We start from the raw sequence: 24,483 nt of genomic DNA, 5'->3' as shown, positions 1-24,483 counted from the left end.
GCCTCCTCCTACTCGATTGCGAGATGCCGATTCAGATACTCCGATAGAGCGCAATAGAAATGAAGAATGTACCTGCGACGTTATGTTATATAGTGACAATTTAGCTCATTCGAAACACCGCGATCAAATAAGACAGCGACAACAAGGCGCTAATTTTTGTCCTCCCATGCGTAAGGTCAAAAAATCGACTAAACAACAGCTCTGACGCGACACATAAGGTGTTCCGCATCTCATCACGATGTATAGTTATTGATAGTTCATTCAGTAATTGTATCTGTAGTTGTCAGTTGATGTGGGTGTTATGAAGAAAAACGGATTTACTTTAATGGAATTAATCATTGTGATCGTGATACTTGGAGTATTGGCCGTTACAGCAGCCCCGAGGTTCCTCAATATTCAAGAGTCAGCAAGAGAAGCGGTACTTGAAGGTGTTGCTGGTGCGATGGAAGGCGTTATCACGCAGGTGACTTCTAAAGCTATTATTGTTGGGCTTGATCCTAGTGCGGAAAATCCAGATGACCAAGGTGACTATGTTATCGATTTCGGTATCGGTCGCGTTGAAGTAGATTGGGGGACGCTTTGCCCTGAAAGTGAAGGCGACAAAGGTGACAAACTTGATATGATTGATTTTCTGACGCTATCTGAAGATGACGATTTAACATCAGCTGTTGGAAATCGACACACTGTCGTTGGATACACTCATTCATTTAGTGAAGCTGACCTTAACAGCAATAACATAACTGATGATGCCTTACCTTCGGGTTGTTATGTTATCTATGATTCTTTTGGTCGAACGAATGGGAGCGAATGTCCTGAGGGCGGCTGTGAATGTACCGTCCGCCTTGTAAATGATGATTGTTAAACCAAGCACATCATCTGGTTTATAGAAATTCAATAAAAAAGCGCGTTATTGCCGAGTAGCAATAACGCGCTTTTTTCTACTAGCTTATTGGCCTATCTTAGTTTGCCAATGGAGCACTTGCTGGTGGCAAGTCACGTTTCTTAATCACGTGTCGTAAGCGAATTAACATCAGCGTCGCTGAAACGCTCAAGCCCGTTAGGATACCAATCCAAAAGCCTTCTTCGCCCATTGCAGGAACAATGTGGTCTGTTAAGCCCAACACCATACCCAGTGGTAACGCTAAGCCCCAGTATGAAGCGATAGCTAAGATCATCGGGATCTTGGTATCTTTATAGCCACGCAGAGCACCATTTGCAGAGGTTTGCAGAGCATCACTGAATTGGTACATAGCGGTAAAGGTCAATAACACTGCCGCTGTTGCACTGATTACTGGGTCAGTGGTGTAAAGCCTAATGATTAATTCAGGGAACAGTAGGAACATCGCTACCGAAAGCAACGAGATTAATGCTGCCACCAAAATACCGACTTTACTGCGCTCAATCGCGCCAAGTTCATCTTTTTCACCCAAAGCGTGTCCAACACGAATCGTAATGCCAAACGAGATACTCATCGGGATCACATAAGTTAGGCTCGATATATTGAGAGCGATTTGCGCCGCTGCCACATTCTCGGCACCAATACGGCCGATCATCAATGCGATAACCGCAAAGATACTGCCACACACTGCAATGTTCATCCCGATAGGTAAACCTAACCTTAAAAGATGAAGCATCTCTTTTGCTTTTGGCTTAGCGTCTGCAAAGCTGATGATGGTTTTGTAATGATGATGGCCTTTAATGTAGGAATACAGCATTCCCGACATTAGCCAATACACTAAGCTCGTTGCCCAGCCACAGCCAACAGCACCCATTTCAGGGAAACCAAACTTACCGTAGATAAGCACGTAGTTGACCGGAATGTTAATCAGCAAACCAATTACCGAAATGATCATCGGCACTTTGGTGTTGTTCATACCTTCACAGAAGCCGTTCAAGGTGTAGAACAGGGCAATACCCGGTACACCAAAGGCTAGGGCAAACGCATAGTCACTGCCAATTGGAATGATCTCAGCGGCTACGCCAATCCATTCTAAGATTGGTTTCGCACTCACCAAATAAGCGATAAGCAGTACGCTAGCAATTAATGCAAGCCATACCATCTGGAAGAATTCAACAGAGATACTTTGAAAGTCACGTGCGCCACGGTGGTAAGCGACAACAGGCGTTAGCGCCATAATCACACCACGCAGTAGCAGCAACACAGGAATCCAAAGGCTGGTGCCAAGTGCAATAGCGGCAAGATCAGCAGGGCTTACTTGGCCAGCCATTGTCGTATCGACAAACCCCATCGCTTGGGTCGCTATTTGAGTCAAAATGATTGGAATCGAAAGATGCATAAGCGCACCCGATTCACGAGTAAAAGGACGAAGTTTCGTTAGCATGGAAGTTCACAACACCAATATAAATACACGAATGATGGCAGGATGGCCGGTGTGCATTTTAGGATGTGCCCCGTTGGGCGGGCGACAATATAAACACCTTACCGTATAGGGTCAAGCATTGGATTTATTGAGTTCAAGTTGCTCTGATATATACCGCCACGTCTTAGCTTCAAATCTAGTGCTGGATAACTCTCCTATTGCCACAATGCCAGCAGAAACACAAATAACCCAATTCCAAGCGTGACTTTTAAAAGTAAGCCAAGAGGGGCTCCACCTTTTGGCGCTTTATTGCAACATCCCATAATCGTTTCCTAGTTATATTGAGCTCGTGAGTTGACCTTAAACCTTCCCCTTACAGTAAGGTCAATAAGTTTATAAAACTTAACCAAATTAACCTTTCTTATCGTGTTGGATTCGTTAAGATAAATCCAAAGTCTGCGATTAGAAGTGTGAGGATAATGTGTTGATAGAAAAGTGGTTAGAGATCGATGGTGATCAGCTTTATTGCTTGTCGACTGATATCAAAGAGTCTCAGGAAACACTGGTGTTGATTCATGGGTTGGGTGAGTCGCATTTATGTTTTGCCGATGTGTTTGACTGGCTACCGAATTACAACTTAGTCATGTTCGACCTGTGTGGTTATGGCTATTCTCCTGCTTCGAATATATCCCACTCAACAGAAACTCAAGCAAATCGAATATTGAAAGCACTCGACTTATTGAGCATCCATGGTTGCTTTCTACTTGGGCACTCTTGGGGAGGCGATACATCGACGTTGATTTGTGAATACGACACGAGAGGCATCGTGCGTGGTTTCATTAATGCTGAAGGCGGACTGCACGAAGAAAGCATCATCCTATCCCAGATTATTGCAGATACATATTCTGAACTAAGCACTGACGAGTTTGCGAACTGGGTGAAAGGAGAAGGTTTCTCAAAACGTTTTCCCATGGCTTGGGGACACGGAGCAGGTGTTAAGTATCTTTCGTCAGTTAGAAGATGTGAGCCAGAGGTTCTTGGTCAAACCGCCAGTGAAATCTACGGACAACATGCGACTCAAGATATCCGTGGCGTGGTTGGCTGGGGACAAATTTTCGAAAACTTATCCATACCTAAAGTATATTTTTGGGGTGCTGACAGCCTAGAGGGTTGTGAGCGTGCGAAAGAGTTTATTAGTACGTTAGACAACGTTTCATTTGAGGGCGCAAACCACTGGGTGCAAAACGATCCGGCCAAGTTCTATGCGGAAGTAGATAAGTTTATTACTGGCGTTACAAATAGAACCAAAACTTAGATATTCAACAACGATAATAGAAAGTCTATATGTGGATTGTTGGTTAGCTGGCGCGATCTTTACCTCTCAGCTTGAAATGATTGATTCTCCAAAAACAAAAAAGCGAACCAAGTGGTTCGCTTTTGTTTATCTAAAATCTACAAAATTAGTCTTCGTAGTTGTCGATGCTTGGGCAAGAACAAATTAGGTTACGGTCGCCGTATACGTTGTCTACACGGTTAACTGTTGGCCAGTACTTCGAGTTCTTGGTTGCTTTCGATGGGAAGCAAGCAAGTTCACGAGAGTAAGGGCGATCCCATTCTGCGCCAGCTAGATCAACTTGTGTGTGCGGTGCGTTCACTAGAGGGTTGTTGTCTAGTGGCCATTCACCGTTTTTCACTGCTGCCATTTCGTGACGGATTGCGATCATCGCTTCACAGAAACGGTCTAGCTCTTCTAAATCTTCTGATTCAGTTGGCTCTACCATTAGCGTGCCAGCTACTGGGAAAGACATAGTTGGCGCGTGGAAACCGAAGTCCATTAGACGCTTAGCAATATCTTCTTCGCTGATGCCTGTGTCTTCTTTAAGTGGACGAATATCGATAATACATTCGTGCGCTACGCGGCCGTTAGTGCCACGGTAAAGAACAGGGTAGTGAGGACGCAGTTTTTCCATCACGTAGTTCGCGTTCAGAATCGCTACTTTAGTCGCGTCTGTTAGGCCAGGTTCGCCCATCATTGCGATGTAAGCCCAAGAGATAGGTAGGATTGACGCACTACCTAAATCTGCTGCTGATACTGCGTAGTCAGAACCTTGAACACCATTTTCGATGTGGCCTGGTAGGAAAGGTGCTAGGTGCGATTTAACACCGATTGGACCCATACCCGGACCGCCGCCACCGTGTGGGATACAGAATGTTTTGTGTAGGTTCAAGTGGGATACGTCTGAACCAATGAAGCCAGGCGAAGTTAAACCTACTTGAGCGTTCATGTTCGCGCCGTCTAGGTAAACCTGACCGCCCGCTGCGTGTACTTGTTCACACACTTCTTTCACTTGCTCTTCGTATACGCCGTGCGTAGAAGGGTAAGTGATCATGATGCTTGATAGGTTTTCTTTGTGCTTCTCGATTTTCGCTGCTAGGTCTGTCATGTCGATGTTGCCATCTTCATCACACTTAACAACCACTACCTTCATTGAAACCATTGATGCTGTTGCAGGGTTAGTACCGTGCGCAGAGCTTGGAATCAGACAAACGTTACGGTGAGCTTCACCGCGGCTTGCGTGGTAACGTTGAATCGCGATTAAACCCGCGTATTCACCAGATGCACCAGAGTTAGGCTGTAGTGAGAAATCGTCGTAACCGGTGATTTCACATAGCTTCTCTTTAAGATCTTTCGCTAGCGCTGTGTAACCCGCCGCTTGCTCTAGAGGTGCGAATGGGTGAATAGAACCAAACTCAGGCCATGTTACTGGGATCATCTCAGCAGCAGCGTTCAGCTTCATAGTACAGCTGCCCAGTGGGATCATGCCGTGCGTTAGTGAGAAGTCTTTGTTCTCAAGCTGTTTTAGGTAACGCATCATTTGCGTTTCGCTGTGGTGCGTGTTGAATACTGGGTGAGTTAGGAACTCTGATTCACGACGGCAGTTTTTTGGAATTGCTGCAAACTCGTTTGATGCAATGTCAGAAGATAGTGCTTGAACGTCTTCTTTTACGTCGAAGATAGCGAACAGTGCGTTCACGTCGTCGATCGTTGTTGTTTCATCTAAGCTGATACCGATTTTTCCAACAAGTCGACGAAGGTTGATGTCTGCTGCTTGCGCTTTCGCGTACAGTGCATCTGTCTTCTCTTCAGAGTTGATCGTGATGGTATCAAAGAAGCTGTTGTTCGTTAGCTCGTAACCCGCTTTAGTCAGGCCAGCCGCTAGGATAGCTGTCATGTGGTGTGTACGACGGGCAATAGTACGTAGGCCTTCTGCACCGTGGTAAACCGCGTAGAAAGACGCCATGTTTGCTAGAAGTGCTTGAGCTGTACAGATGTTCGATGTCGCTTTCTCGCGGCGGATGTGTTGCTCACGAGTTTGCATTGCCATACGTAGTGCTTGGTTACCGTGAGTATCGATTGAAACACCGATTACACGACCTGGCATTGTACGCTTATGCTTTTCACGAGTACCCATGAATGCAGCGTGTGGACCGCCGTAACCCATAGGAACACCGAAACGTTGCGCTGAACCGATAACTACGTCTGCGCCCATTTCGCCAGCTGGCTTAAGTAGAGCAGAAGCAAGTAGGTCAGTTGCAACCGTTACAAGAGCCTTGTTTGCTTGAGCTTTCGCAATGATGTCTGTTAGGTCACGCACTTCACCCGTTGTACTAGGGTATTGAAGAAGCGCACCAAATACGTCTTGCTCTGGAAGTGTTTCAAGAGCACCAACCATTACTTCAAAACCGATGTACTCAGCACGAGTTTTAACAACTTCTAGTGTTTGAGGGTGAACATCGTCAGCAACGAAGAATACTTTGCTCTTGCTTTTGCCTGCACGCTTACACAGTGTCATAGCTTCGCCAGCCGCTGTCGCTTCATCAAGAAGAGACGCGTTCGCGATTTCCATACCAGTTAAGTCCATTACCATTTGTTGGTAATTCAGTAGAGCTTCAAGACGACCTTGAGAAATCTCTGGTTGGTATGGTGTGTAAGCAGTGTACCAGCCTGGGTTCTCTAAAACGTTACGTAGAATAACGTTTGGAGTGAATGTGTTGTAGTAGCCTTGACCAATGAAAGTACGTTTCACTTGGTTTAGGTTAGCGATCTCTTTAAGAGAGGTCAGCATGTCCATTTCGCTCAATGGAGCAGCAAGTGTCATTGGTTTTTCAAGACGGATTTGTGCAGGAACCGTTTCGTCGATCAGTGCTTCTAAGCTAGTCGCGTTGATCGCTTCAAGCATTTTTTGCTGGTCTGCTTTATTAGGGCCGTTATGACGAGCAACAAACTCGTTTTGCGTACCCAAGTCTTTCAGTAATTGGCTTTGAAGTAATTCAGTCATGATATGTTCTACTTTCTCTCTGGAGCCGTGAGCTAGCCCCTAAAATTAAGCTGCTCAAAAGAGCAGCTTTATCGTAATGAGGTTACCTATTAGTCTTCTTCGATAGAGCTTAGGTATTCTTCCGCATCTTTAAGGTTGTTTAGTTCAGACGCATCAGACATCTTCACTTTAACAATCCAACCACCTTCATAAGGTTCTTCGTTGATTAGCTCTGGGCTATCTTCTAATTCTTCGTTGATTTCTACGATTTCGCCAGAGATTGGTGCGTAGATATCAGAAGCAGCTTTCACTGATTCAACTAGAGAGAAGCTTTCGCCAGCTTCAATTTCGTCGTCAGTGTCAGGCAGGTCAACAAACACAACGTCACCTAGCATCTCTTGAGCGTGCTCAGAAATACCGATAGTCACAGTACCGTCACCGTTGTCTTTTACCCACTCGTGGCTGTCTGCAAACTTTAGTGTATTGTCCATTGCTTATTCTCCAAAAATTTATGAGGTTTTAATTTAAATCTTAAAAACGGTTTAACGGTAAAGAGGGAAGCGTTTGCAAAGCTCTTTAACTTGCTTGCGAACACGTTGCTCAACTTCAGCGTTGCCTTCAGGGCTTTCAACTAAGCCGTCAAGAACATCGCCGATCCATTCACCGATAAGTTTGAATTCTTCAGTGCCAAAACCACGACTGGTTCCAGCTGGCGTACCTAAACGAATGCCAGAGGTAATCATAGGCTTCTCTGAGTCGAATGGTATGCCATTTTTGTTACATGTGATCCCTGCACGCTCTAATGCTTCTTCAGTTACGTTACCTTTCAAGCCCTTAGGACGAAGGTCAACCAGCATTAGGTGCGTGTCTGTTCCGCCAGTCACAATGTCACAACCGCGAGTTTGCAACACTTCAGCAAGAACTTTTGCGTTGTCGATCACTGAATCAATATAAGTATTAAATTCTGGGCCAAGTGCCTCGCCAAACGCCACTGCTTTAGCCGCGATAACGTGCATTAATGGGCCACCTTGAAGGCCAGGGAACACTGCAGAGTTGATCTTTTTGTTGATGTCTTCGTGGTTAGTCAGAATCATGCCGCCGCGTGGGCCACGAAGTGTTTTGTGCGTTGTTGTAGTCACAACGTGTGCGTGTGGTAGTGGGCTAGGGTGAGCACCTGTCGCGATAAGACCCGCGATGTGTGCCATATCGACCATTAGGATAGCGCCAACTTCGTCAGCGATTTCTCGGAACTTAGCGAAATCAATAACGCGTGGGATAGCACTACCACCAGCAATAATCATTTTAGGTTGGCTTTCAATTGCTAAAGCGCGAACCGCTTCGTAATCGATTTCAAGTGTGTCGCGGTCTACGCCATATTGAACTGCGTTGAACCACTTACCAGACATTGCAGGGCGCGCACCGTGTGTAAGGTGACCACCAGCGTCTAGAGACATACCTAGGATAGTGTCGCCAGGTTGAAGTAGGGCAAGTTTAACTGCGCCGTTCGCTTGAGCGCCAGAGTGAGGCTGTACGTTTACGTATTCACATTTGAACAGCTGCTTAGCGCGTTCGATTGCAATAGCTTCTACTGTATCTACGTGCTCACAACCACCGTAGTAACGACGACCTGGGTAGCCTTCTGCGTATTTGTTGGTAAGGCAAGTGCCTTGAGCTTGCATTACTGCTTTAGAAACGATGTTCTCAGAAGCAATAAGTTCGATTTGTTCGTTTTGACGAGTGTTCTCTGCTTGGATTCCAGCAAATACTGCGTCGTCAGTCGCAGATAGGTTCGTAGAGAAAAAACTGTCTAAGCTATGGTTTTGATAAGCGTTCATTGTCGAGACCTTTCATTAAGCTAATGGTGATTGTTTTTATAGTCCATTAGGTCTTACGTTGATTTCTGCATCGGTATCGTTTGCGTTATATAGGTGTATAAATAGTGCGTTGCTTCTTATTTATACGACCATAGCGTCAAAGCGATCGTTGTAGGGTCAATGCAGCACGAATTGGTTCCCAAAAATTTCGGGTAAAAAACAGCTCTTACAAATGTTAAATCTATCACTTGCTGCAAGCTGAAGTAGCATCTCTTCATCTAACAAGTCGATAACATAGCTCCGATAAAATCAATTTTCAACAAAAATTTCCAATAGGAAACAGATTTTCTCGTTTTGCTACAGGGAGCACGCTTTATTTCCCTGTGTGCTCTTTAATCAACAAAGCGCTTCATGCAACAATGAAATCAATAGACAGGAAGTAAGAAATGAATGAGGGACCTATGTCAGAAGACATTTATGATGAGTACCCATCTTTAACGTTGGCGAAAGAGACGTTAGATCAGAATATCGAACCACTTAGGCTCGGTCAGCGTATTAAAGATATCCGCAGCAAGCTGGGCATTACGTTAGAAGAGGCGAGCCAACGTACTGGTTTGGCGCGCTCTACGCTGAGTAAAATCGAGAACGAACAAATCTCACCGACGTTCCAAGCGATGCAGAAATTGGCTATGGGTTTGCAAATTGATATGCCGCAACTCTTTGAGCCACCAAGAAAAAAGGTTGCCACAGGACGTCGTGACTTAACTAAAGCAGGTCAGGGCAAACCTCACCCAACTCCGACTTACGAGCATGAACTGCTCGCGACAGAACTTTCGAATAAGAAGATGATGCCGTTCAAGAGCCGAGTGAGAGCACGCACCTTTGAAGAGTATAACGATTGGGTTCGCCACGATGGTGAGGAGTTCTTGATGGTGATCTCTGGTGATGTGATGTTCTACTCAGAATTCTATGAGCCGGTACCCATGAGCGAAGGTGACAGCATGTATTACGACGCCAACATGGGGCATATGTTGATTTCTACTAGTACAGAAGATGCACTGATTTTGTGGGTGACTGCAAAATAAGTTAACAAAGTTAGAATTTCTTATAGTGAATGCAAACGTTTGCTTTTGTTTCTAACGTTTGCCAAAAGACGCGATGTTGGTGTGAAAAGCATCAATATCGCGTTTTTGTATGCGACTGAAAGTTGTTTTTAAATTGTTAAATATCACATTTTGAGCTGTTTTAATCTTGTTAAGGGTGTAAAACTGACTCAGGCTTGTTTACTATAGTGAACACGGTTTACTCATGTTGATTGAAGTTTACTGAAGTGAATTCTTAGAAAGTGAGTCGTATAGCTTTTATACAGAAGCCTCTTTTTATATCGCTAGTAATAAAAGCCTATATAGAAGACATCACTTTTTACTATCTACTGTTTCTAACGTTAACCCATATCGTTAGAGGCGACTCTAAATAGAGATATAAGCGGCAGATTCGATTTGGAAAGCCTGCAACGCTTCATGGAGAATAAAATGACTCAAGAACACGCTAATCAAGACCTACTAAAAACACCTCTGCATGCACTTCACGTTGAAGTCGGCGCAAAAATGGTTCCTTTTGCTGGCTACGACATGCCAGTTCAGTATCTACTAGGTGTAAAGAAAGAGCACTTACACACTCGTGACGCTGCTGGTCTTTTTGATGTTTCTCACATGGGGCAACTGCGTCTACACGGTGAAAATGCAGCCGCTGTTTTAGAATCTCTGGTTCCAGTAGATATTATCGACCTGCCTTCTGGTAAGCAGCGCTACGCCTTCTTTACTAATGAACAGGGCGGCATCATGGATGATCTTATGGTTGCTAACCTTGGCGATCACCTATTTGTTGTTGTGAACGCGGCGTGTAAAACACAAGATATCGACCACCTAACGGCTCACCTTCCTGCAGACGTAAAAATGGAAGTGATTGATGACCGCGCTCTATTAGCACTTCAAGGTCCGAAAGCGTCTGAAGTTCTGGCTCGTTTCCAACCAAGCGTTGCAGACATGCTGTTCATGGATGTTCAAAAAGTCGATATCGAAGGCGTAGAGTGCATCGTAAGCCGCAGTGGTTATACCGGTGAAGATGGCTACGAAATCTCAGTACCGAACGATCACGCTGAAGCACTTGCTCGTAAACTAACATCAGAAGCAGAAGTAGAGTGGATTGGCCTTGGTGCTCGTGACTCACTTCGTCTTGAGTGTGGTCTATGTCTGTACGGTCACGATCTAGATACAACAACAACGCCGGTAGAAGCTAGCCTTTTATGGGGTATCCAAAAAGTGCGTCGTACTGACGGTGAACGTGCAGGCGGTTTCCCTGGCGCTGATATCATCCTTGAGCAAATCGCGACTAAAGACGTTCAACGCAAGCGTGTTGGTCTTGTTGGTCAGACTAAAGCACCAGTACGTGAAGGCGCTGAGCTGTTCGATGCTGAAGACAACAAGATTGGCGTTGTAACAAGTGGTACTGCGGGTCCTAACGCGGGCAAGCCTGTTTCTATGGCTTACGTTCGTACTGACCTAGCGGTTATTGGCACTGAAGTATTCGCTGAAGTTCGTGGCAAGAAGCTACCAATGACAGTAGAAAAAATGCCATTCGTACCTCAGCGTTACTATCGTGGCTAATCTCTTTTAAGAGAAACCACTAAGCTAAATGAAAGCCTATTGTTTGCTTCTCTTTATTGGGAAGCCTAACGGTAGGCTTTTTTGATTTTGGTAGCGTATGTCTTTGGTAACGTATTGCTTTTAACGTTACCCACTAACAACGGTTACTTAAAATTCGTTTATAAAATGAGATATGTGGCGATATCGTTACAAATACTTACTATAATCACGATTGTGACGTGTTATGGTGACGATTCATCATTTTTGTAAATAAGTAGTAGGGGTTACAAGGAGTTAACTATGAACGTAAACCATACAATGAGTCCGGTTCGTAAAGCCGTTTTAGGGCTTTTAACGCCATTAATTTACACATCAAGTGTTATAGCAACGGAAAACACGGACGAAAGTACTCCTGATTTGGGTGTAACACCCTATATTGTGAATGGTAGCGACGCTTCAGTCACGGAATTTCCTTCGATGGCAAGCTTGTTCATTGATCGTATTGATTATGACGGTGTTTACTCAACAGGCCCTTACTGTGGTGCGACAATTTTAGATAACTATCATGTACTGACTGCTGCACACTGTATTTATGGTGATGAGAATGCTCAACTTTTCACGGTAGTTGTTCCTCAATTGGAAGATACTTCTCTATTCCCTAACGGTAGCATCCAGAAAGTACGAGTATCTGAGGTGTATTATCGAACGGATTATTCAAACAGTATCAATCAACTATTAAGAAATGATATTGCGATTTTAAAGTTAGAAGCTTCTCTTAACCTTCAATCCTCAGCTGAAACTGTTATCCCTCAATTTGATACATACCTTAATGCTGCGAATGATTTCGTTGCAGTTGGCCATGGTGACATCGAGACTGATGTTGATGGTACGACATTGCTACAACAAGTTGACCTGACATATGTTGATACTCTTAATTGTAAAGCTGTTTTCGGTCCGTTAGTCACTGATAAACAAATTTGTTTCAACGGTAACGGACCGAATAATGGCTTATACGGGGGTACATGCCAAGGCGATTCTGGTGGTCCGGTGTTTTGGAAAAATGGCTCTACATATGAACAGGTCGGTATAACGAGTTTTGGGCCGACTACTTGCGGTGATGACATCGGCGTAACATCTGTATTTACAGAGGTATATGATTATAAAGATTGGATTACGGATGTAACTAAAGGGGTAAATGATAGCACGGAAACTGTCCAGTTTACCGCGACAGAGGCAAAACGAGTTGCTGTTGCTGGGACAAGTGCGTCAACTGGCTCTGGTAGCAGTGGCGGAGGTATTTCATTTGGTTTGCTAGGGATGCTGATGTTGATTGCTGGTGTTAGAAAAGCAGTTAAACGTTAGATCTTCAATGTTTTGAACAAGTCGACGCTTTATTTAAAGATAGCGTCGACTTTTTATTTTTTACTTTTGCAGGTGTGCAGTTGGTTAGTTGCTTGTAGAACTAGTTACTCAGCTCGATAACCGCTTTACGGCTGTATCTTTCTAGAATCTCATCCATCTCTTTTATCGCAGCATTGATGCTTTTAATCCCACCTTGAGCCACACCTTTTTCATTTTCGTTCAATGCAGAAAAGGCCTGCTTCAATTCTTTCTCTTCCAACATACTTCCGTGCAACAGCACTTCTTTGTAAGTCAGTAGCCTATGCTGCACTGCGATAATTTCTGAGCGGGTATTGTCCGTTTCTAATGCGTGCTTAATGCAAGGAAATGCCACTTTATAACGATTCGCAATTTCCAATTTGACGTCTTTCTTATTCGCAATATGCAATTTTTATTATTTCCCAACACTTGAATACTCAAGTTACCTAGCCTGTACGTTCACAACTGATATCAGTGTGAAGGTTTATGAAACGTAACGGTTTTATCAAGCGAATAATATGCCTTTGATGGCTTATGTAAACCATCACAAGTCAATATGGTCTGCTTCTTGCTGAATTTAGGACATAACTGTCTTTTGAGGATGAGCTTATGTCACAAGAACCCATAATATTGGCGCTGATTGAGCGTAGGAAACAAGCCAACTTGTCTCAAGAAAAGTTAGCCTCGAGTGCAGGAATGAGCTTAAAAACCTATCAAAGGATTGAACGCGGAGAGGCGGACATCAAGATGTCTCAGTATCGTTCAATCACTAGAACCTTAAAAGTGACGGATTTGGATGTGGTGCTTGATATTGTTGGCGCATCACAAGTAACAGCGGAAGATGTAGCTTCGGTCAGTCGTCTGCTGACCAGCGAAGAGCGCCTGTTGTTGATCAAGCTGATTTTGTCGGTCAAAAAGAAGCAGTAGTCTTTCTTTCAAATAAACAGCGTAATAGATCGATTCGTTAGTCAAATTGACAGATACTTCTAGGGTAATGTGTTCTCTGAGGGCATGAAGCCATCAGCTCACTCTTCCACGCAGCTGTTTGGTGGTGCTTCTTTGTTTTTTGCTTTCTAAACGTCTTTTCTGAGAGCCACGCGTCGGCTTAGTTGCTCGTCTTACTTTTTGAACCTTTGTCGCTTCCAAGATCAATTCTTTCAAGCGCACTAAAGCATCATCTCGGTTTTGTTCCTGAGTTCTATACTGTTGCGCTTTAATGATAATCACACCGTCTTTGGTGATGCGGCTATCTTTGTGTGCGAGGAGCTTTTCTTTATAGAAGTCAGGTAGGGTAGAGTGCTTGATATCAAAACGTAAATGTATCGCGCTCGATACTTTATTGACGTTCTGACCGCCGGCTCCTTGTGCTCTGATCGCTGTTAACTGGAGTTCCCAGTCTTGAATCGAAACAGAGTTAGATATTTGTAACATAAACATCCATTTTGAACGGTAATATGGCGCCATGATACTGAATATTGGTTATGGTATCAGTAACTTTATTTAAGAGTGGTAGTAGTGATGAAAATAGATTTAACGGCATATGAAGGATTAATCTTTGATATGGACGGTACGTTGATCGATACAATGCCTGCACATGTAAAGGCGTGGGAGCGAACGGCTGAAGAGTTTGGCTTTCATTTTGAAGCGTCTTGGCTGCATAGCTTAGGTGGCATGCCGAGTTATAAGATAGCCGGTGAGGTGAACAGCAAATACGGTTTATCGCTCGACCCACAAGCGGTTTCTACGTTTAAAATGGCGTCGTTTGCGGCTATCGAAGACAAAGGAGACGTTATCCCTTGTACTCACTCTCTGTTGTTAGAGCATCTGGGTAACAAGAAGATTGCAGTCGGAACGGGCAGTCAACGTAAAAGTGCCGAACAGTTACTGGATAAGACAGAGATCTTGAGTAAGCTCGATATTCTCGTGACAGCAACAGACGTTAAGAATCACAAACCAAATCCGGATACTTTCTTAGATGCGTGTTTTGGTATGGGTTTGCAGCCAAAGCAGTGTGTTGTGTTTGAAGATACGAACCTAGGTAAGCAGGCTGCTCATGCTGCGAACATGGATTGTATTCTAGTGGTAGAGGGGAACAAACTAGAGTTCTATCCTGCACCAAGCTGATTGCAAGGATTGGGTTGTTAAACCGCCAAACTAATAGCCTAGCGGAACAATACTGATTTTCTGTTAGGCGATTTCGCTCATTTCGCTGTCTAGGAACAGGCACACACTGTTTCGACCTGCTGCTTTGGCTTCATAAAGTGCTAAATCGGCGCACTTGTAGTTAAGAGCAGGGTCGTTGGTCAGGTTGGTAATTCCACCACTGACCGTCACCACGTTATCGAGCTCAATACTGACTGCGATTCTCAATCTGTTAAGTACATACTCAGCTTCTTCTGTTGTGGTATGAGGCAGAATAACGCCAAACTCTTCGCCACCAATACGAGCCACAAAATCAGTTTCTCGGCACTCTCGTTGTAATACTTGAGCAACGGTTTGAATGACGCGATCTCCATAATCGTGACCAAATCTGTCGTTGATGCGTTTGAAGTGGTCTATGTCCAAAATCGCTAAACAAGACTGTTCGCGAGTAGGGTAACGATTAACACGAGAGCACTCATCTCGCAGCTCAAGATCGAATTTACGGCGGTTCCAACACCCAGCTAAGGCATCTTTTTCACTCAGGTTTCTCAGTTTGTTTTCTAGCTCTTTGTGTTTACTTATATCCACAAATGAAGCGACATAAAACTGAATCACGTCTTTCGAGTCTTTAATGGTTTGGATTCGCAATATTTCCGTGATCAAAGACCCGTCTTTACGACGATTAACCACTTCGCCTTCCCACATGCCTTTCTCTTTGATGATGCTCCACATCTTGATGTAGAACTCTTCGTTGTAGCGACCAGAGGCAAACATGGACGGTTGGCGGCCTTTTACGTCTTCTAACTCGTAGCCACTCACACGGGTGAACTCTTGGTTTACTTTGATGATTCGGTTGTTTCTGTCGGTAATCACCAAGGCAGACATGCCATTCATTGCGGCCTTAGCAAGTTGGCTCTCGATACTGTTCTTCTTGTGGTTGCTGTTCCACAATACGAAGCCAGCGGAGATCATCGAAATCAAGAAAGACAAGGTGATGATCTGAACGACGATCGCTTGTTTTTCTTGTCGGTATTGACTGCTGAACTGCTGATTTTCAATGTGAAGAACCATGTAAATAGGGCTTTCAAACTGTTTGATTTTAGGGCTGATGTCGGAATGAAAATACCAGTTCTCACCATCGAAATAGCTCGAAGATGTCTTGTCTTGAATCGCAGTCCAAAGCTCAGGGTATAACTTTGCGTAAGTCTGCTCTGAACGTGATTCAATTACATGTCCGAAAGATTCCGTAGGATCCGGCCCCATGATTATGTGTCCGGTTTTGTTGAGAATAATAGGAACAGCAGAAGATGCACCAATTTGATAGTGAAGGCGCTTATAAATCTCAAGCATGTTCAGGTTTGCGATGAAGTAACCAATAATGCGGTTGTTTTCAGCGACTGGCGTCATAATGCGTAGTGCTGGAATCAAAGGGCGAACGATCTCTCCGTTTTCGACTTCAAGATCAATACCGCGAGAGCTAATCTCACCAATCTTTAATTGCTGTAGTACCTCATAGTAATCACGCGAAGACTTGTTCTGCAGTTCACTATCTGGAACCACGATTGCTTGATTGTCTTTATAATTAACGCGAAACACTTCGTTGCCAGCTAGATCGAGGTAACGAAGCTGAGAATAGTATTTTTGGCCACGAGCTAACATCACCCAAAGATCTTGCAGGGTTTCTTTATGGATAATAGAAGGTTCTCGAATCGCTCGGAGTAGTGTTTGAGAGTCGGCGATTGAAGGAACAGAGTTAGAGATTTGCTCAACAATAACAGCGAGTTCATGAAAGCTGTATTCGATTTGATTTTGGCTAGACTGCTTAATATTTAGAGTGTGCTGAGCATCAATTCTGTCAAGTTCAGAATTGATGTAGAGGGCAGGGACTAGTCCTAGGGCAAAGATGGTACATAGAAATTGGCTGACTAGTTTTTTTATACTTGTATTCATCACTGTCCTCAAAGAATCAGCGCAATACTATATATTTTATAGGGTTTTTAATGTGATCTTGACCGAGAAGTTAAGACAAGATTCGCATATAACTACGATTTAAGTGCAACTTTTTGCATTTAAGCTTGATTGTTGAGCAATCACTTCGTTAGTAAATGATTACTCAATATAGAACACTGCTCCGAAACCTAAGCTAAATTAATCGCGATTAATTGCCGATTATCTAACTAAGGGCAGCTAGCTTAGGCCAACGATATTTCCATTACTATCAATATCTAACGACATGAATGCCGGTTTGTCAGGCAAGCCTGGCATGGTCATCAGATTGCCGCACAACGCGTAAATAAAGCCAGCACCAGCACACAATTTTAGTTCTCTAACAGGCACGTCAAATTGGGTTGGTGCACCTTTAATGTGTGCTTCTGTCGAGATTGATAGTGGTGTTTTTGCCAAACAAACCGATAGGTCGCTATAGCCATGAAGTTTGAATTCAGCCAGCTGTTTTTTAGCCAGTGGAGATAGCGAAATACTTGCCGCGCCATAGCCAACTTCAGCAACTGCCATCAGCTTTTCTTCTAGGCCTTGCTCTGAGTGATACAAAGGCTTAAATTCACTCTGTTTTTGGCAAGCTTTTACTACAGCGTGAGCCAGTTGAGTTGCCCCTTCGCCACCTTGACCAAATGCTTCGCTTACTTCAACGCTAACGCTTGGATCGAAGTCGGTGATCATCTGCTTCAAAGCATCGAGCTCTTGCGCTGAGTCTTGTGGGAATCGGTTAATCGCAACAACTGTAGGCACTTGGTATTGCTTAACGTTGTTGATGTGCCATTTTAGGTTCTCAAAGCCTGCAATTAGCGCGTCTTGGTCATCATTAAAAATTGAATCTGGTAATGGAGTGCCCGGTCTCAAATCGTATAAACCAGAGTTGGCCTTTAATCCACGTAATGTTGCAACAACCACAGCGCAATCGGGCTTTTTGTTCGACGCTTTCGCTTTTATGTTGCATGCTTTCTCAAAACCCATGTCTGAGCCAAAACCACCTTCGGTCACAACAAAGTCACTCAGTTTTAACGCTATCTTATCGGCAATAATTGAAGAGTTACCATGTGCGATGTTCGCGAAAGGCCCGGCGTGAATTAGGGTAGGGACGCCTTCAAGGGTTTGCATCAATGTTGGTTCAATAGAATCCTTCATGGTTACGGTCATTGCGCCTGCAACGTTGAAGTCATCTGCGATTAGCGGCAAGCCTTGTTTGTTGTAAGCAAGTACCACTCGTCCGATGCGCTTTCTCAAATCTTGAAGGTCATTGGCTAGAGCAAGAATGGCCATTAGTTCAGAAGCGGCTGAGATATCAAATCCATCTTCTCGCTCAAAGCCGTTAATTGTTTTGTCTGCTTCGTTCTTGCCAACCGTGATCATGCGTAATGCGCGATCATTATGGTCAAGTACACGTCGCCAAACGATTCTACTTGGGTCGATATTCAGTGCTTTTAAGCCTGAGCGCGTTTCAAAGGCGTCTAACCCTTCACGCTGTTCATGATACAAACGTGCATCAATGGCGGCGGAGGCGAGGTTGTGAGCGGCCGTAACAGCATGAATATCGCCCGTGAGATGCAGGTTTAATTGTTCCATAGGGGCAACTTGAGAGTAACCACCGCCCGCTGCGCCGCCTTTTACACCAAATACCGGGCCCATTGAAGGCTGACGAATGCAGGCCATTGCAGATTGGTTAATCTTTGCGAGGCCTTGTGCTAATCCGATAGTAGTGACGGTTTTGCCTTCACCAAGAGGTGTCGGTGTGATCGCCGTGACTACGACTAACTTACCATCTTGTTGGTTGGCGAGGCGTTCAAGTGATGTGAGAGACACTTTAGATTTGAATTGCCCTAATGGCTGATGTTCGTTGTGGTGCAGGCCAGCTTGCTTGGCAACCTCACTGATGTTTTTAAGGGGAGTAGAGCGACAAATATCAATATCAGACAGCATATTTGATCCTTATATCAGAACCGAAAGGTGGTACGTAAACGTTTGCGTGGCGATAGTACTGTATAAATTTGCCAAGTAAAGGCAAACCACACGAATTATGTGCTGGAAGATAACAGATCTAAAGAGTCATTGCGCGAGATCAAATCTTAAACGAGCAAAATATTCGATATGATTAACTTCAGCTGCCGTTATATTGGTGTTGAATACAAAAAGGGCTGCATATAGCAGCCCTTCAAGGAATGGGTAATCTCACTTGGCGTTAACCTTTAAGAGGTAACTGCCTAATATGGTCGATTAACGATCCCAGTATGTTTCTTCTAAGCTATCTTCGCGTTCAGGTAATGCACGAGAAAGGCGAGGAGAGTGCTGAGTCAACACTTCGTAGCTTACACGGTTTGCGTACTTACAAATTTGAGACAGTGAAGAGTAAGTTAGACAAGTGTGCTCGTGTTTCTCTGAGTTTGGTACATTCACGTGGTGGTAGCTGTTTGCTGCCATGTCGTGAAGTAGTGCTGAAAGTGCACCATCGCCAGCGCCATTGGTATTCTTAATCTCAAGTGGGCCACCTAGGTAAGGGCCAATGTGAGAGTACACTTTTACTGGGTCTTTACAGTCTTGCTTACGCATCGCACGGCTGAATTCGTATTTATTGAACTCAGGGATGTTACCCGGTAACAATGGCAGTGTGGTTTCGCGTTTCGCTGGTTCGTCAGTGTAACCTGCCATGTATAGACCAATAGGGCCTGCAGTACATAGAACTAGGTCAACCCACTCAAGTGCCTTGTTAGCAGCCAATAGAGGATCTTTTTCACCCGTTAGCGCTTCACCTTCATCTTCGTTCATCGCGACGATGGTTACGTTTTCTTTCAGGTATTCTTGCCACCATTCAGCGTTGCCTTCGATCACATACTTAGTACCAAGTGTTAGTACAACAGGCACATTGTGCGCTTTCGCGTATTCAATCGCTTTTTGTACCGCTTTTGGCATCGGATCTTCAGGTTTGCCACGCATTAGGTATGACGACACAACCAATGCAGAAGCTTTCTCGAAGACTTTTTCAGGAATGCTTTCTGGAAGAAGTTGGTTCATGTGGCCTTCGTTGATTGCAAACGTACGTTCGCCATCTTCAGAAATCAGCGTGTAACAACGACCAATTGGACCATCAACAGTTTGAAGGTGGTTTAGATTCATACGAGAAGAAGTGCGGCAAAGGTAACGATAACCAAATGAGCCAACTTCAATCTTCTTAGACATTACGCCAAGCAGGACAGATTTGCTGTCCGCAAGTACGGAATAGTTGTGCAGTGTGTTGCCGATAGTATCGCCAGGATATTGATGCGTGATCAAACCGCGCTCAACTAACTCTTCATACAGCGCATCTGCTTTACTTTCTTCCAATACCAGTGAGTGACCTTTACTCAGCTCGTATTTTTCTAGGAACTCGTTGTCAACACGGGCTTCGATATCAACAATCGTTTGGCCAACACCCACAATCGTTGCGCGGTGAAGCTTAGGCGTTTGTTGAATTTGGTTGACCAACGGATCACGTGCGTGAGTTGGAAAGTAGTGCTTAGATTTACGCTGTCCAGGAAACTTCATATGAAAAATACAGTGAAAAAATTTTGCCGCATGATATCACATTTTGTTTCTGTTTCTTTCATTTTTATTACATTTTGAATCACCTGCACAATGTCTGTACAGGTGATTCAACTAACTATATGTTTGAAACTACTCGGTTGGCTGTACTAACGTCGCTGGATCAACGTAAGCCTCTGTACCCCATAGTGGAACAGTTGAAAGGCTGTGTTTGAAGCTACCTTCTGTTTCTTTGGTGGTGTAAGACAAGTAAAGCAGCGACTGATTCTCTGCATCGTAGATACGACGAACCTTCATTGTTTTAAAGAAGATACTTTTCGATTGCTTGAATACCACTTCGCCAGACTTACTCTTGTCTATTTGAGCAATCATTTCTGGTGTAATTTCACCTGTTTGACGACAAGATATAGAGCTATCACTTGGATCAGAAAGGCTAAGGTTTGCTTCGATTGATGCGATATGACAGGTAACACCCGCGATCTTATCGTCATCTAATGAAGACATCTTGATATCCTTCATTGTGAAGAAACCCAGTGAGACGTCGCCAACCTCGTTGTCCGAACAGCCAGCTAACATTGTCACGATACCTGCTGCTATTAAGGCTTTTTTCATAAGAAGTCCTTTTTATTTATATAGTTCTGTTTACTATAAGGATATTGAAAGCTTGGATACGAGTGTAGAGCTTTTCGTTAAGTTCTTAAAGGATGTTGTTGGATAATGAAAAATATGAAGCATTTAAAGTACTTGTTGGCCTTGGTCATGCTCTGTATGCTCTCTGCTTGTAGCTCGGCACCTCAGCCGACCGTATGTCTTCCAAATAACTGCGATATTTGGGGATACTAACCGTAGGTACTAAAAGAATGAATAACGAAATACCTGAAATTGCACACAAGAAAAACCAATGGCTATTTAGTCAGCTCGATATTGCTTACCCCGCAAAAGAGAGCCTCCTCGGCCGTGAACTTTATCAAAGCAAACTTCCATCCAAGACATACCAACTCCTAGCACAAGATCAAACTCCTTCCCAAATTGATGAACTGCATAAAGTCGATTTCCATAAATTGACCGTGCTATTTTCACTCAACCAAGCAAGCGTTTACCAAGATGAAATCGAAAGGGCACACATGCTTGAGTTCTTGAGCCAAATTATGCTTTCTGACGATCATGTATTATATATTGGTACTCAAAACGGTGAAGTTGTGGCGAGCGCTATCGTCACAGAAGCGGATGGTTCCCTATTGATCTCGGATGTCGTTGCTGAAAATGGTCAAAGTATCAACAACTTTGCTAAGCAGTTACACGATTTTTGGGCACAAGATCATGCTTCTTGCGATAAAGTGTGGATCGAGAACTAAAGATTCTTTGACAAAGCGTTAATCTAAGTACAATACCCCGTCTTATTTAAAGGGTATTGTATGTACAAGCTATTGATATCAATCGCTGTATTGTGTGTTAGCGCTTATTCTTCACTCAGCGTTGCTAACGACTGGGATATAAAGCGCATCCTAGTTTTACACTCATACGAACCTTCTTACCAATGGACTGCTGACTTCCAAAAAGGGATAGACAGTGCGTTCAGCCAGTCTCAAACCGAAGTTAAACTCTCAATAGAGTATTTGGATTCAAAGCGTGTCCACAGCTCAGAGTACTATGATTCTCTCGGGAACTACTTACGTTCGAAATATGCAGGTTATAAGTTTGATGGCGTAATCGCGACGGACGATAACGCGGCCAATTTTCTTGAATCTCTGCCTAATTTGATTGATCGCTCCACACCTGTCGTTGCAGCCGGCATCAATGATTTCAGCACTGACATGTACGCGGTGTCTGACAGAGCAACCGTGCTTTATGAGAACGATCAGATAGACGTTAATATTAAGCTGATCTCCAAATTAAGACCTAATCTAAAGAATCTCTATTTTGTAAATGATTACAGTGTCACGTCTGAGCTGATTCATAAAGAAATGAACAGAATGATGGCTGAATTTCCGAATATTAACCTCATAGAAATTCGCGATTTGTCGCTTGAACATACAAGCCAATTTTTGGAAGGGATCTCTGCGGACGATGCGGTATTACTCAGTCATTACAACACCGAGTTAAAGCAAGGGGTTTATCACACTTACCAAGAGATTGCGGATACGTTGTCAAAAGCGAGTGCAGCTCCGGTGTTTGCTTTGTGGCAGTTCTATATTTCGGGTGATGTACTCGGTGGTTACGTTAATCACTCACAAAGCATGGGTGAAGAGGCTGTCGATGCATTAGATAAATACCTTCCTCTGGGTTTTACGACACCGTTAACTCCCGGAGACACTAAGCGTTTTGTATTTAATTACCCTGCAATGAAGCGATACGGGATTAGTGCAAACGCGTTACCTGACGAAGCGGTATTCATTAACGAGCCTTCATCCTTTATTCGTAAAAACTTCCAGTTGTTATTAGGGCTATCGATGGTGATTGCGGGTTTGAGCCTGATCATCTTGATGCAATTTGTCACTCTGCGCCAAAAGAAAGAGTTGGCCAATAAGAACAAACGAATCTTAAAGCTTCAGAAACAGACCTTGAATATCCAAAAGGATATGATTCATGTTCTCGGTGAAGCGATTGAAACCCGCTCTGGCGAAACAGGTAATCACGTTAAGCGTGTAGCCAAGTTGTCTGCATTGCTTGCTAAGTATCGTGGCTTGAGCCATCGCGAGGTCGAGATGATTGAGATCATCAGCCCAATGCACGATGTGGGTAAGATTTCAGTCCCTGAATCAATCTTGGATAAACCTGGGAAATTAACCGACCAAGAGTGGGAGGTGATGAAGCTTCATACTACGGCTGGCTATAACTTACTAAAGAGCGGAGCGGGTGATATTACCAACCTCGCGGCAATCATTGCTAACGAACATCACGAGCGTTGGGATGGTGCTGGATACCCGAATGGAAAAGTGGGTGATGAAATACACCTGTTTGCTCGTATCACTGCCGTAGCCGATGTGTTTGATGCGCTGCTTAGTGCACGTTGCTACAAAGAACCGTGGCCGTTAGAGATGGTGGTCGATTTGTTCGAGCGAGAGTGTGGCTACCAGTTTGATCCTCAGCTGACTAAATTGCTACTGAAACACTTACCCGAGTTTGTCGCTATCCGAGATTCGTATCCCGATACTGGAACTATAGAATATGCGTCTTCACCTTCGTTTGAAGCTAAGGTCTTAGAAGAGTCGGTTGTTAGCTAACCGTTGCTTTATCTGAGTGGCCTATACGTCTTGGCTTCTTTATCTATTCACCACGATCCGGCTAGGAAGTAGTGATTTATATTTCCCCTGAAATTGAGTCACTTATGTAAACCTCGCAGTCTTTGATTTCGTAGAATCTGGGGTCATTTGATGAAAACTGTTGCTTATGTCGAGCGATAAAGTGATCAACTCCATATTTCGCGAAGAGAAATAAGCCTGTATCTGCAAACTGTTACCTCAATCATCTCGCGCATTGAAAGAACACTATAGGATAAAACTTGGATTCAATCTGAGTGAGATACCTATGCGGTTAGAACAGACTAAATGTGTGATTTTCGATTGTGACGGAACACTTATCGATAGTGAAAAGCTGTGCTGCCAGGCTTTGGTGAACGTTTTCACTGGCTTTGGGGCGGAGCTAAACGTCAACGACTGCTATGCGCACTTTCAAGGCGGGAAGCTAGCCGACATCTTAATGGATACACAAGAACGTCATGGGCTATCTATCTCGATTGATACACTTGAACCGTTATATCGCACTGAATTAGAAGCACTGTTCCAGCGTCATTTAAAGCCGATGGATGGCGCTATCGAACTTATTGAATTTCTCAAACAACAAGATATCGAGTTTTGTATCGCTTCCAATGCACCAAAATCTAGAGTTGAATCTTCATTGGCGATGACAGGCATGCTAGACGACTTCAAAGGCAAAGTGTTCTCAGCTTTTGATGCTAACAGCTGGAAGCCAGAGCCTGATCTAATCATGTACACGGCCATGAACATGGGCTTTCTGCCAAATGAGTGCATCTACGTGGATGATACGTTGAAAGGGATTGAGGCTGGTGTTCGCGCGGGTATCCAATCGTTTCGATTACGCCCGAGTATTGATGAAGCAATCGTAGATCCCGAAGCCGACTCAGCAGAACTCGCGGCTCAGGATATCTACAGTTTAGAAGAAATTTCAGTTTGGATTAATGGCAAGCACTGCTCAAATGTTGGTATATCGAATTCTGCAGCTTTGGTGGGGTAGAGCTTAGTTGAAGTCTGACTACCTTACTAAATTGTTTGGTGTGGAAACCGCAAGATGCACAAGTAAACTTTTCTCC

General features: G+C 44.0%; 20 protein-coding genes. 10 read left to right on the top strand and 10 right to left on the bottom strand.

Annotation, left to right across the window (positions count from 1 at the left end; all coding sequences use genetic code 11):
• The first annotated feature begins 301 nt into the window (after positions 1–301).
• Positions 302–862, top strand: coding sequence for a type II secretion system protein (locus AB4351_RS04010; protein ID WP_372125121.1), 561 nt, complete (start codon positions 302–304; stop codon positions 860–862).
• Between the two features lie 97 nt (positions 863–959).
• On the opposite strand, the gene AB4351_RS04005 is transcribed toward AB4351_RS04010, so the two are convergent.
• Positions 960–2,342 carry an MATE family efflux transporter gene (locus AB4351_RS04005; protein WP_372125119.1) on the bottom strand — a complete coding sequence of 461 codons (1,383 nt, stop codon included), beginning with the start codon at positions 2,340–2,342 and terminating at the stop codon, positions 960–962.
• 460 nt (positions 2,343–2,802) lie between these two features.
• Here AB4351_RS04005 and AB4351_RS04000 point away from each other — a divergent pair, with 460 nt between their 5' ends.
• Positions 2,803–3,636, top strand: a complete 834-nt coding sequence (locus AB4351_RS04000) for an alpha/beta fold hydrolase (RefSeq protein WP_017071757.1) — start codon at positions 2,803–2,805, stop codon at positions 3,634–3,636.
• 145 nt (positions 3,637–3,781) lie between these two features.
• Here AB4351_RS04000 and gcvP read toward each other — a convergent pair whose 3' ends face one another.
• The 3 genes from gcvP to AB4351_RS03985 all read right to left on the bottom strand — a co-directional run bounded on the left by gcvP (position 3,782) and on the right by AB4351_RS03985 (position 8,475).
• Positions 3,782–6,661 carry an aminomethyl-transferring glycine dehydrogenase gene (gene gcvP / locus AB4351_RS03995; protein WP_372125117.1) on the bottom strand — a complete coding sequence of 960 codons (2,880 nt, stop codon included), beginning with the start codon at positions 6,659–6,661 and terminating at the stop codon, positions 3,782–3,784.
• Positions 6,662–6,750: 89 nt separating this feature from the next.
• Positions 6,751–7,131 carry a glycine cleavage system protein GcvH gene (gene gcvH / locus AB4351_RS03990; protein WP_017064654.1) on the bottom strand — a complete coding sequence of 127 codons (381 nt, stop codon included), beginning with the start codon at positions 7,129–7,131 and terminating at the stop codon, positions 6,751–6,753.
• Positions 7,132–7,182: 51 nt separating this feature from the next.
• Positions 7,183–8,475, bottom strand: coding sequence for a serine hydroxymethyltransferase (locus AB4351_RS03985; protein WP_017064653.1), 1,293 nt, complete (start codon positions 8,473–8,475; stop codon positions 7,183–7,185).
• 440 nt (positions 8,476–8,915) lie between these two features.
• On the opposite strand from AB4351_RS03985, the gene AB4351_RS03980 reads away from it, so the two are divergent.
• The 3 genes from AB4351_RS03980 to AB4351_RS03970 all read left to right on the top strand — a co-directional run bounded on the left by AB4351_RS03980 (position 8,916) and on the right by AB4351_RS03970 (position 12,461).
• Positions 8,916–9,539, top strand: coding sequence for a helix-turn-helix domain-containing protein (locus tag AB4351_RS03980; protein WP_017059847.1), 624 nt, complete (start codon positions 8,916–8,918; stop codon positions 9,537–9,539).
• 447 nt (positions 9,540–9,986) lie between these two features.
• On the top strand, positions 9,987–11,120 hold the full coding sequence (gcvT, locus tag AB4351_RS03975) for a glycine cleavage system aminomethyltransferase GcvT (protein WP_372125115.1): 1,134 nt from the start codon (positions 9,987–9,989) through the stop codon (positions 11,118–11,120).
• 279 nt (positions 11,121–11,399) lie between these two features.
• The gene (locus tag AB4351_RS03970; RefSeq protein ID WP_372125113.1) at positions 11,400–12,461 is read left to right on the top strand and encodes a trypsin-like serine protease; all 1,062 of its coding nucleotides are present in this window, start codon (positions 11,400–11,402) and stop codon (positions 12,459–12,461) included.
• Between the two features lie 100 nt (positions 12,462–12,561).
• On the opposite strand, the gene AB4351_RS03965 is transcribed toward AB4351_RS03970, so the two are convergent.
• Positions 12,562–12,888: a hypothetical protein gene (locus tag AB4351_RS03965; RefSeq protein WP_372125111.1), complete on the bottom strand. Its 327-nt coding sequence runs from the start codon at positions 12,886–12,888 to the stop codon at positions 12,562–12,564.
• Positions 12,889–13,088: 200 nt separating this feature from the next.
• Here AB4351_RS03965 and AB4351_RS03960 point away from each other — a divergent pair, with 200 nt between their 5' ends.
• A complete protein-coding gene (locus AB4351_RS03960; RefSeq protein WP_372125110.1) occupies positions 13,089–13,406 on the top strand; it encodes a helix-turn-helix transcriptional regulator in 318 nt (105 codons plus the stop codon).
• A 93-nt stretch (positions 13,407–13,499) separates the two neighbouring features.
• Here AB4351_RS03960 and arfB read toward each other — a convergent pair whose 3' ends face one another.
• Entirely contained in the window at positions 13,500–13,910 is a 411-nt protein-coding gene (arfB, locus tag AB4351_RS03955; RefSeq protein WP_017059842.1) for an alternative ribosome rescue aminoacyl-tRNA hydrolase ArfB, read from the bottom strand.
• An 87-nt stretch (positions 13,911–13,997) separates the two neighbouring features.
• On the opposite strand from arfB, the gene AB4351_RS03950 reads away from it, so the two are divergent.
• Complete coding sequence (locus tag AB4351_RS03950) at positions 13,998–14,603, top strand: beta-phosphoglucomutase family hydrolase (protein ID WP_017069882.1); 606 nt, start codon at positions 13,998–14,000, stop codon at positions 14,601–14,603.
• Between the two features lie 63 nt (positions 14,604–14,666).
• Here the strand turns inward: AB4351_RS03950 and AB4351_RS03945 are convergent, their stop codons facing one another.
• The 4 genes from AB4351_RS03945 to AB4351_RS03930 form a co-directional block, all read right to left on the bottom strand.
• Positions 14,667–16,571 carry a diguanylate cyclase gene (locus AB4351_RS03945; RefSeq protein ID WP_372125107.1) on the bottom strand — a complete coding sequence of 635 codons (1,905 nt, stop codon included), beginning with the start codon at positions 16,569–16,571 and terminating at the stop codon, positions 14,667–14,669.
• 237 nt (positions 16,572–16,808) lie between these two features.
• Positions 16,809–18,557 carry a formate--tetrahydrofolate ligase gene (locus tag AB4351_RS03940; protein WP_372125106.1) on the bottom strand — a complete coding sequence of 583 codons (1,749 nt, stop codon included), beginning with the start codon at positions 18,555–18,557 and terminating at the stop codon, positions 16,809–16,811.
• Positions 18,558–18,851: 294 nt separating this feature from the next.
• A complete protein-coding gene (locus AB4351_RS03935) occupies positions 18,852–20,156 on the bottom strand; it encodes an inosine/guanosine kinase (protein WP_017069885.1) in 1,305 nt (434 codons plus the stop codon).
• A 129-nt stretch (positions 20,157–20,285) separates the two neighbouring features.
• Positions 20,286–20,765, bottom strand: coding sequence for a CreA family protein (locus AB4351_RS03930; protein ID WP_017064645.1), 480 nt, complete (start codon positions 20,763–20,765; stop codon positions 20,286–20,288).
• Between the two features lie 248 nt (positions 20,766–21,013).
• Here AB4351_RS03930 and AB4351_RS03925 point away from each other — a divergent pair, with 248 nt between their 5' ends.
• From AB4351_RS03925 to AB4351_RS03915, 3 genes are all read left to right on the top strand, one after another.
• Positions 21,014–21,508: a hypothetical protein gene (locus AB4351_RS03925; RefSeq protein ID WP_017064644.1), complete on the top strand. Its 495-nt coding sequence runs from the start codon at positions 21,014–21,016 to the stop codon at positions 21,506–21,508.
• Between the two features lie 60 nt (positions 21,509–21,568).
• Positions 21,569–23,377, top strand: a complete 1,809-nt coding sequence (locus AB4351_RS03920) for an HD domain-containing phosphohydrolase (RefSeq protein ID WP_017059835.1) — start codon at positions 21,569–21,571, stop codon at positions 23,375–23,377.
• 304 nt (positions 23,378–23,681) lie between these two features.
• Positions 23,682–24,407 carry an HAD-IA family hydrolase gene (locus tag AB4351_RS03915; RefSeq protein WP_372125104.1) on the top strand — a complete coding sequence of 242 codons (726 nt, stop codon included), beginning with the start codon at positions 23,682–23,684 and terminating at the stop codon, positions 24,405–24,407.
• Positions 24,408–24,483 lie beyond the last annotated feature (76 nt).

The organism is Vibrio sp. 10N.261.51.F11 (genome assembly GCF_041471665.1).
In the GTDB taxonomy this organism is placed as follows: Bacteria; Pseudomonadota; Gammaproteobacteria; order Enterobacterales; family Vibrionaceae; genus Vibrio; species Vibrio crassostreae_C.
Note: the sequence above shows the minus strand (reverse complement) of the source record. Positions and strands in the feature narration are given on the sequence as shown.

Coding starts and splice junctions, on each gene's coding strand:
- gcvT (WP_372125115.1), top strand. CDS start 9,987: ATGACTCAAGAACACGCTAATCAAGACCTACTAAAAACACCTCTGCAT.
- AB4351_RS03980 (WP_017059847.1), top strand. CDS start 8,916: ATGTCAGAAGACATTTATGATGAGTACCCATCTTTAACGTTGGCGAAA.
- AB4351_RS03970 (WP_372125113.1), top strand. CDS start 11,400: ATGAACGTAAACCATACAATGAGTCCGGTTCGTAAAGCCGTTTTAGGG.
- AB4351_RS03935 (WP_017069885.1), bottom strand. CDS start 20,156: ATGAAGTTTCCTGGACAGCGTAAATCTAAGCACTACTTTCCAACTCAC.
- AB4351_RS03930 (WP_017064645.1), bottom strand. CDS start 20,765: ATGAAAAAAGCCTTAATAGCAGCAGGTATCGTGACAATGTTAGCTGGC.
- AB4351_RS03925 (WP_017064644.1), top strand. CDS start 21,014: ATGAATAACGAAATACCTGAAATTGCACACAAGAAAAACCAATGGCTA.
- AB4351_RS03945 (WP_372125107.1), bottom strand. CDS start 16,571: ATGAATACAAGTATAAAAAAACTAGTCAGCCAATTTCTATGTACCATC.
- arfB (WP_017059842.1), bottom strand. CDS start 13,910: ATGTTACAAATATCTAACTCTGTTTCGATTCAAGACTGGGAACTCCAG.
- AB4351_RS03940 (WP_372125106.1), bottom strand. CDS start 18,557: ATGCTGTCTGATATTGATATTTGTCGCTCTACTCCCCTTAAAAACATC.
- AB4351_RS03920 (WP_017059835.1), top strand. CDS start 21,569: ATGTACAAGCTATTGATATCAATCGCTGTATTGTGTGTTAGCGCTTAT.
- gcvP (WP_372125117.1), bottom strand. CDS start 6,661: ATGACTGAATTACTTCAAAGCCAATTACTGAAAGACTTGGGTACGCAA.
- gcvH (WP_017064654.1), bottom strand. CDS start 7,131: ATGGACAATACACTAAAGTTTGCAGACAGCCACGAGTGGGTAAAAGAC.
- AB4351_RS04010 (WP_372125121.1), top strand. CDS start 302: ATGAAGAAAAACGGATTTACTTTAATGGAATTAATCATTGTGATCGTG.
- AB4351_RS03950 (WP_017069882.1), top strand. CDS start 13,998: ATGAAAATAGATTTAACGGCATATGAAGGATTAATCTTTGATATGGAC.
- AB4351_RS03915 (WP_372125104.1), top strand. CDS start 23,682: ATGCGGTTAGAACAGACTAAATGTGTGATTTTCGATTGTGACGGAACA.
- AB4351_RS04005 (WP_372125119.1), bottom strand. CDS start 2,342: ATGCTAACGAAACTTCGTCCTTTTACTCGTGAATCGGGTGCGCTTATG.
- AB4351_RS03960 (WP_372125110.1), top strand. CDS start 13,089: ATGTCACAAGAACCCATAATATTGGCGCTGATTGAGCGTAGGAAACAA.
- AB4351_RS03985 (WP_017064653.1), bottom strand. CDS start 8,475: ATGAACGCTTATCAAAACCATAGCTTAGACAGTTTTTTCTCTACGAAC.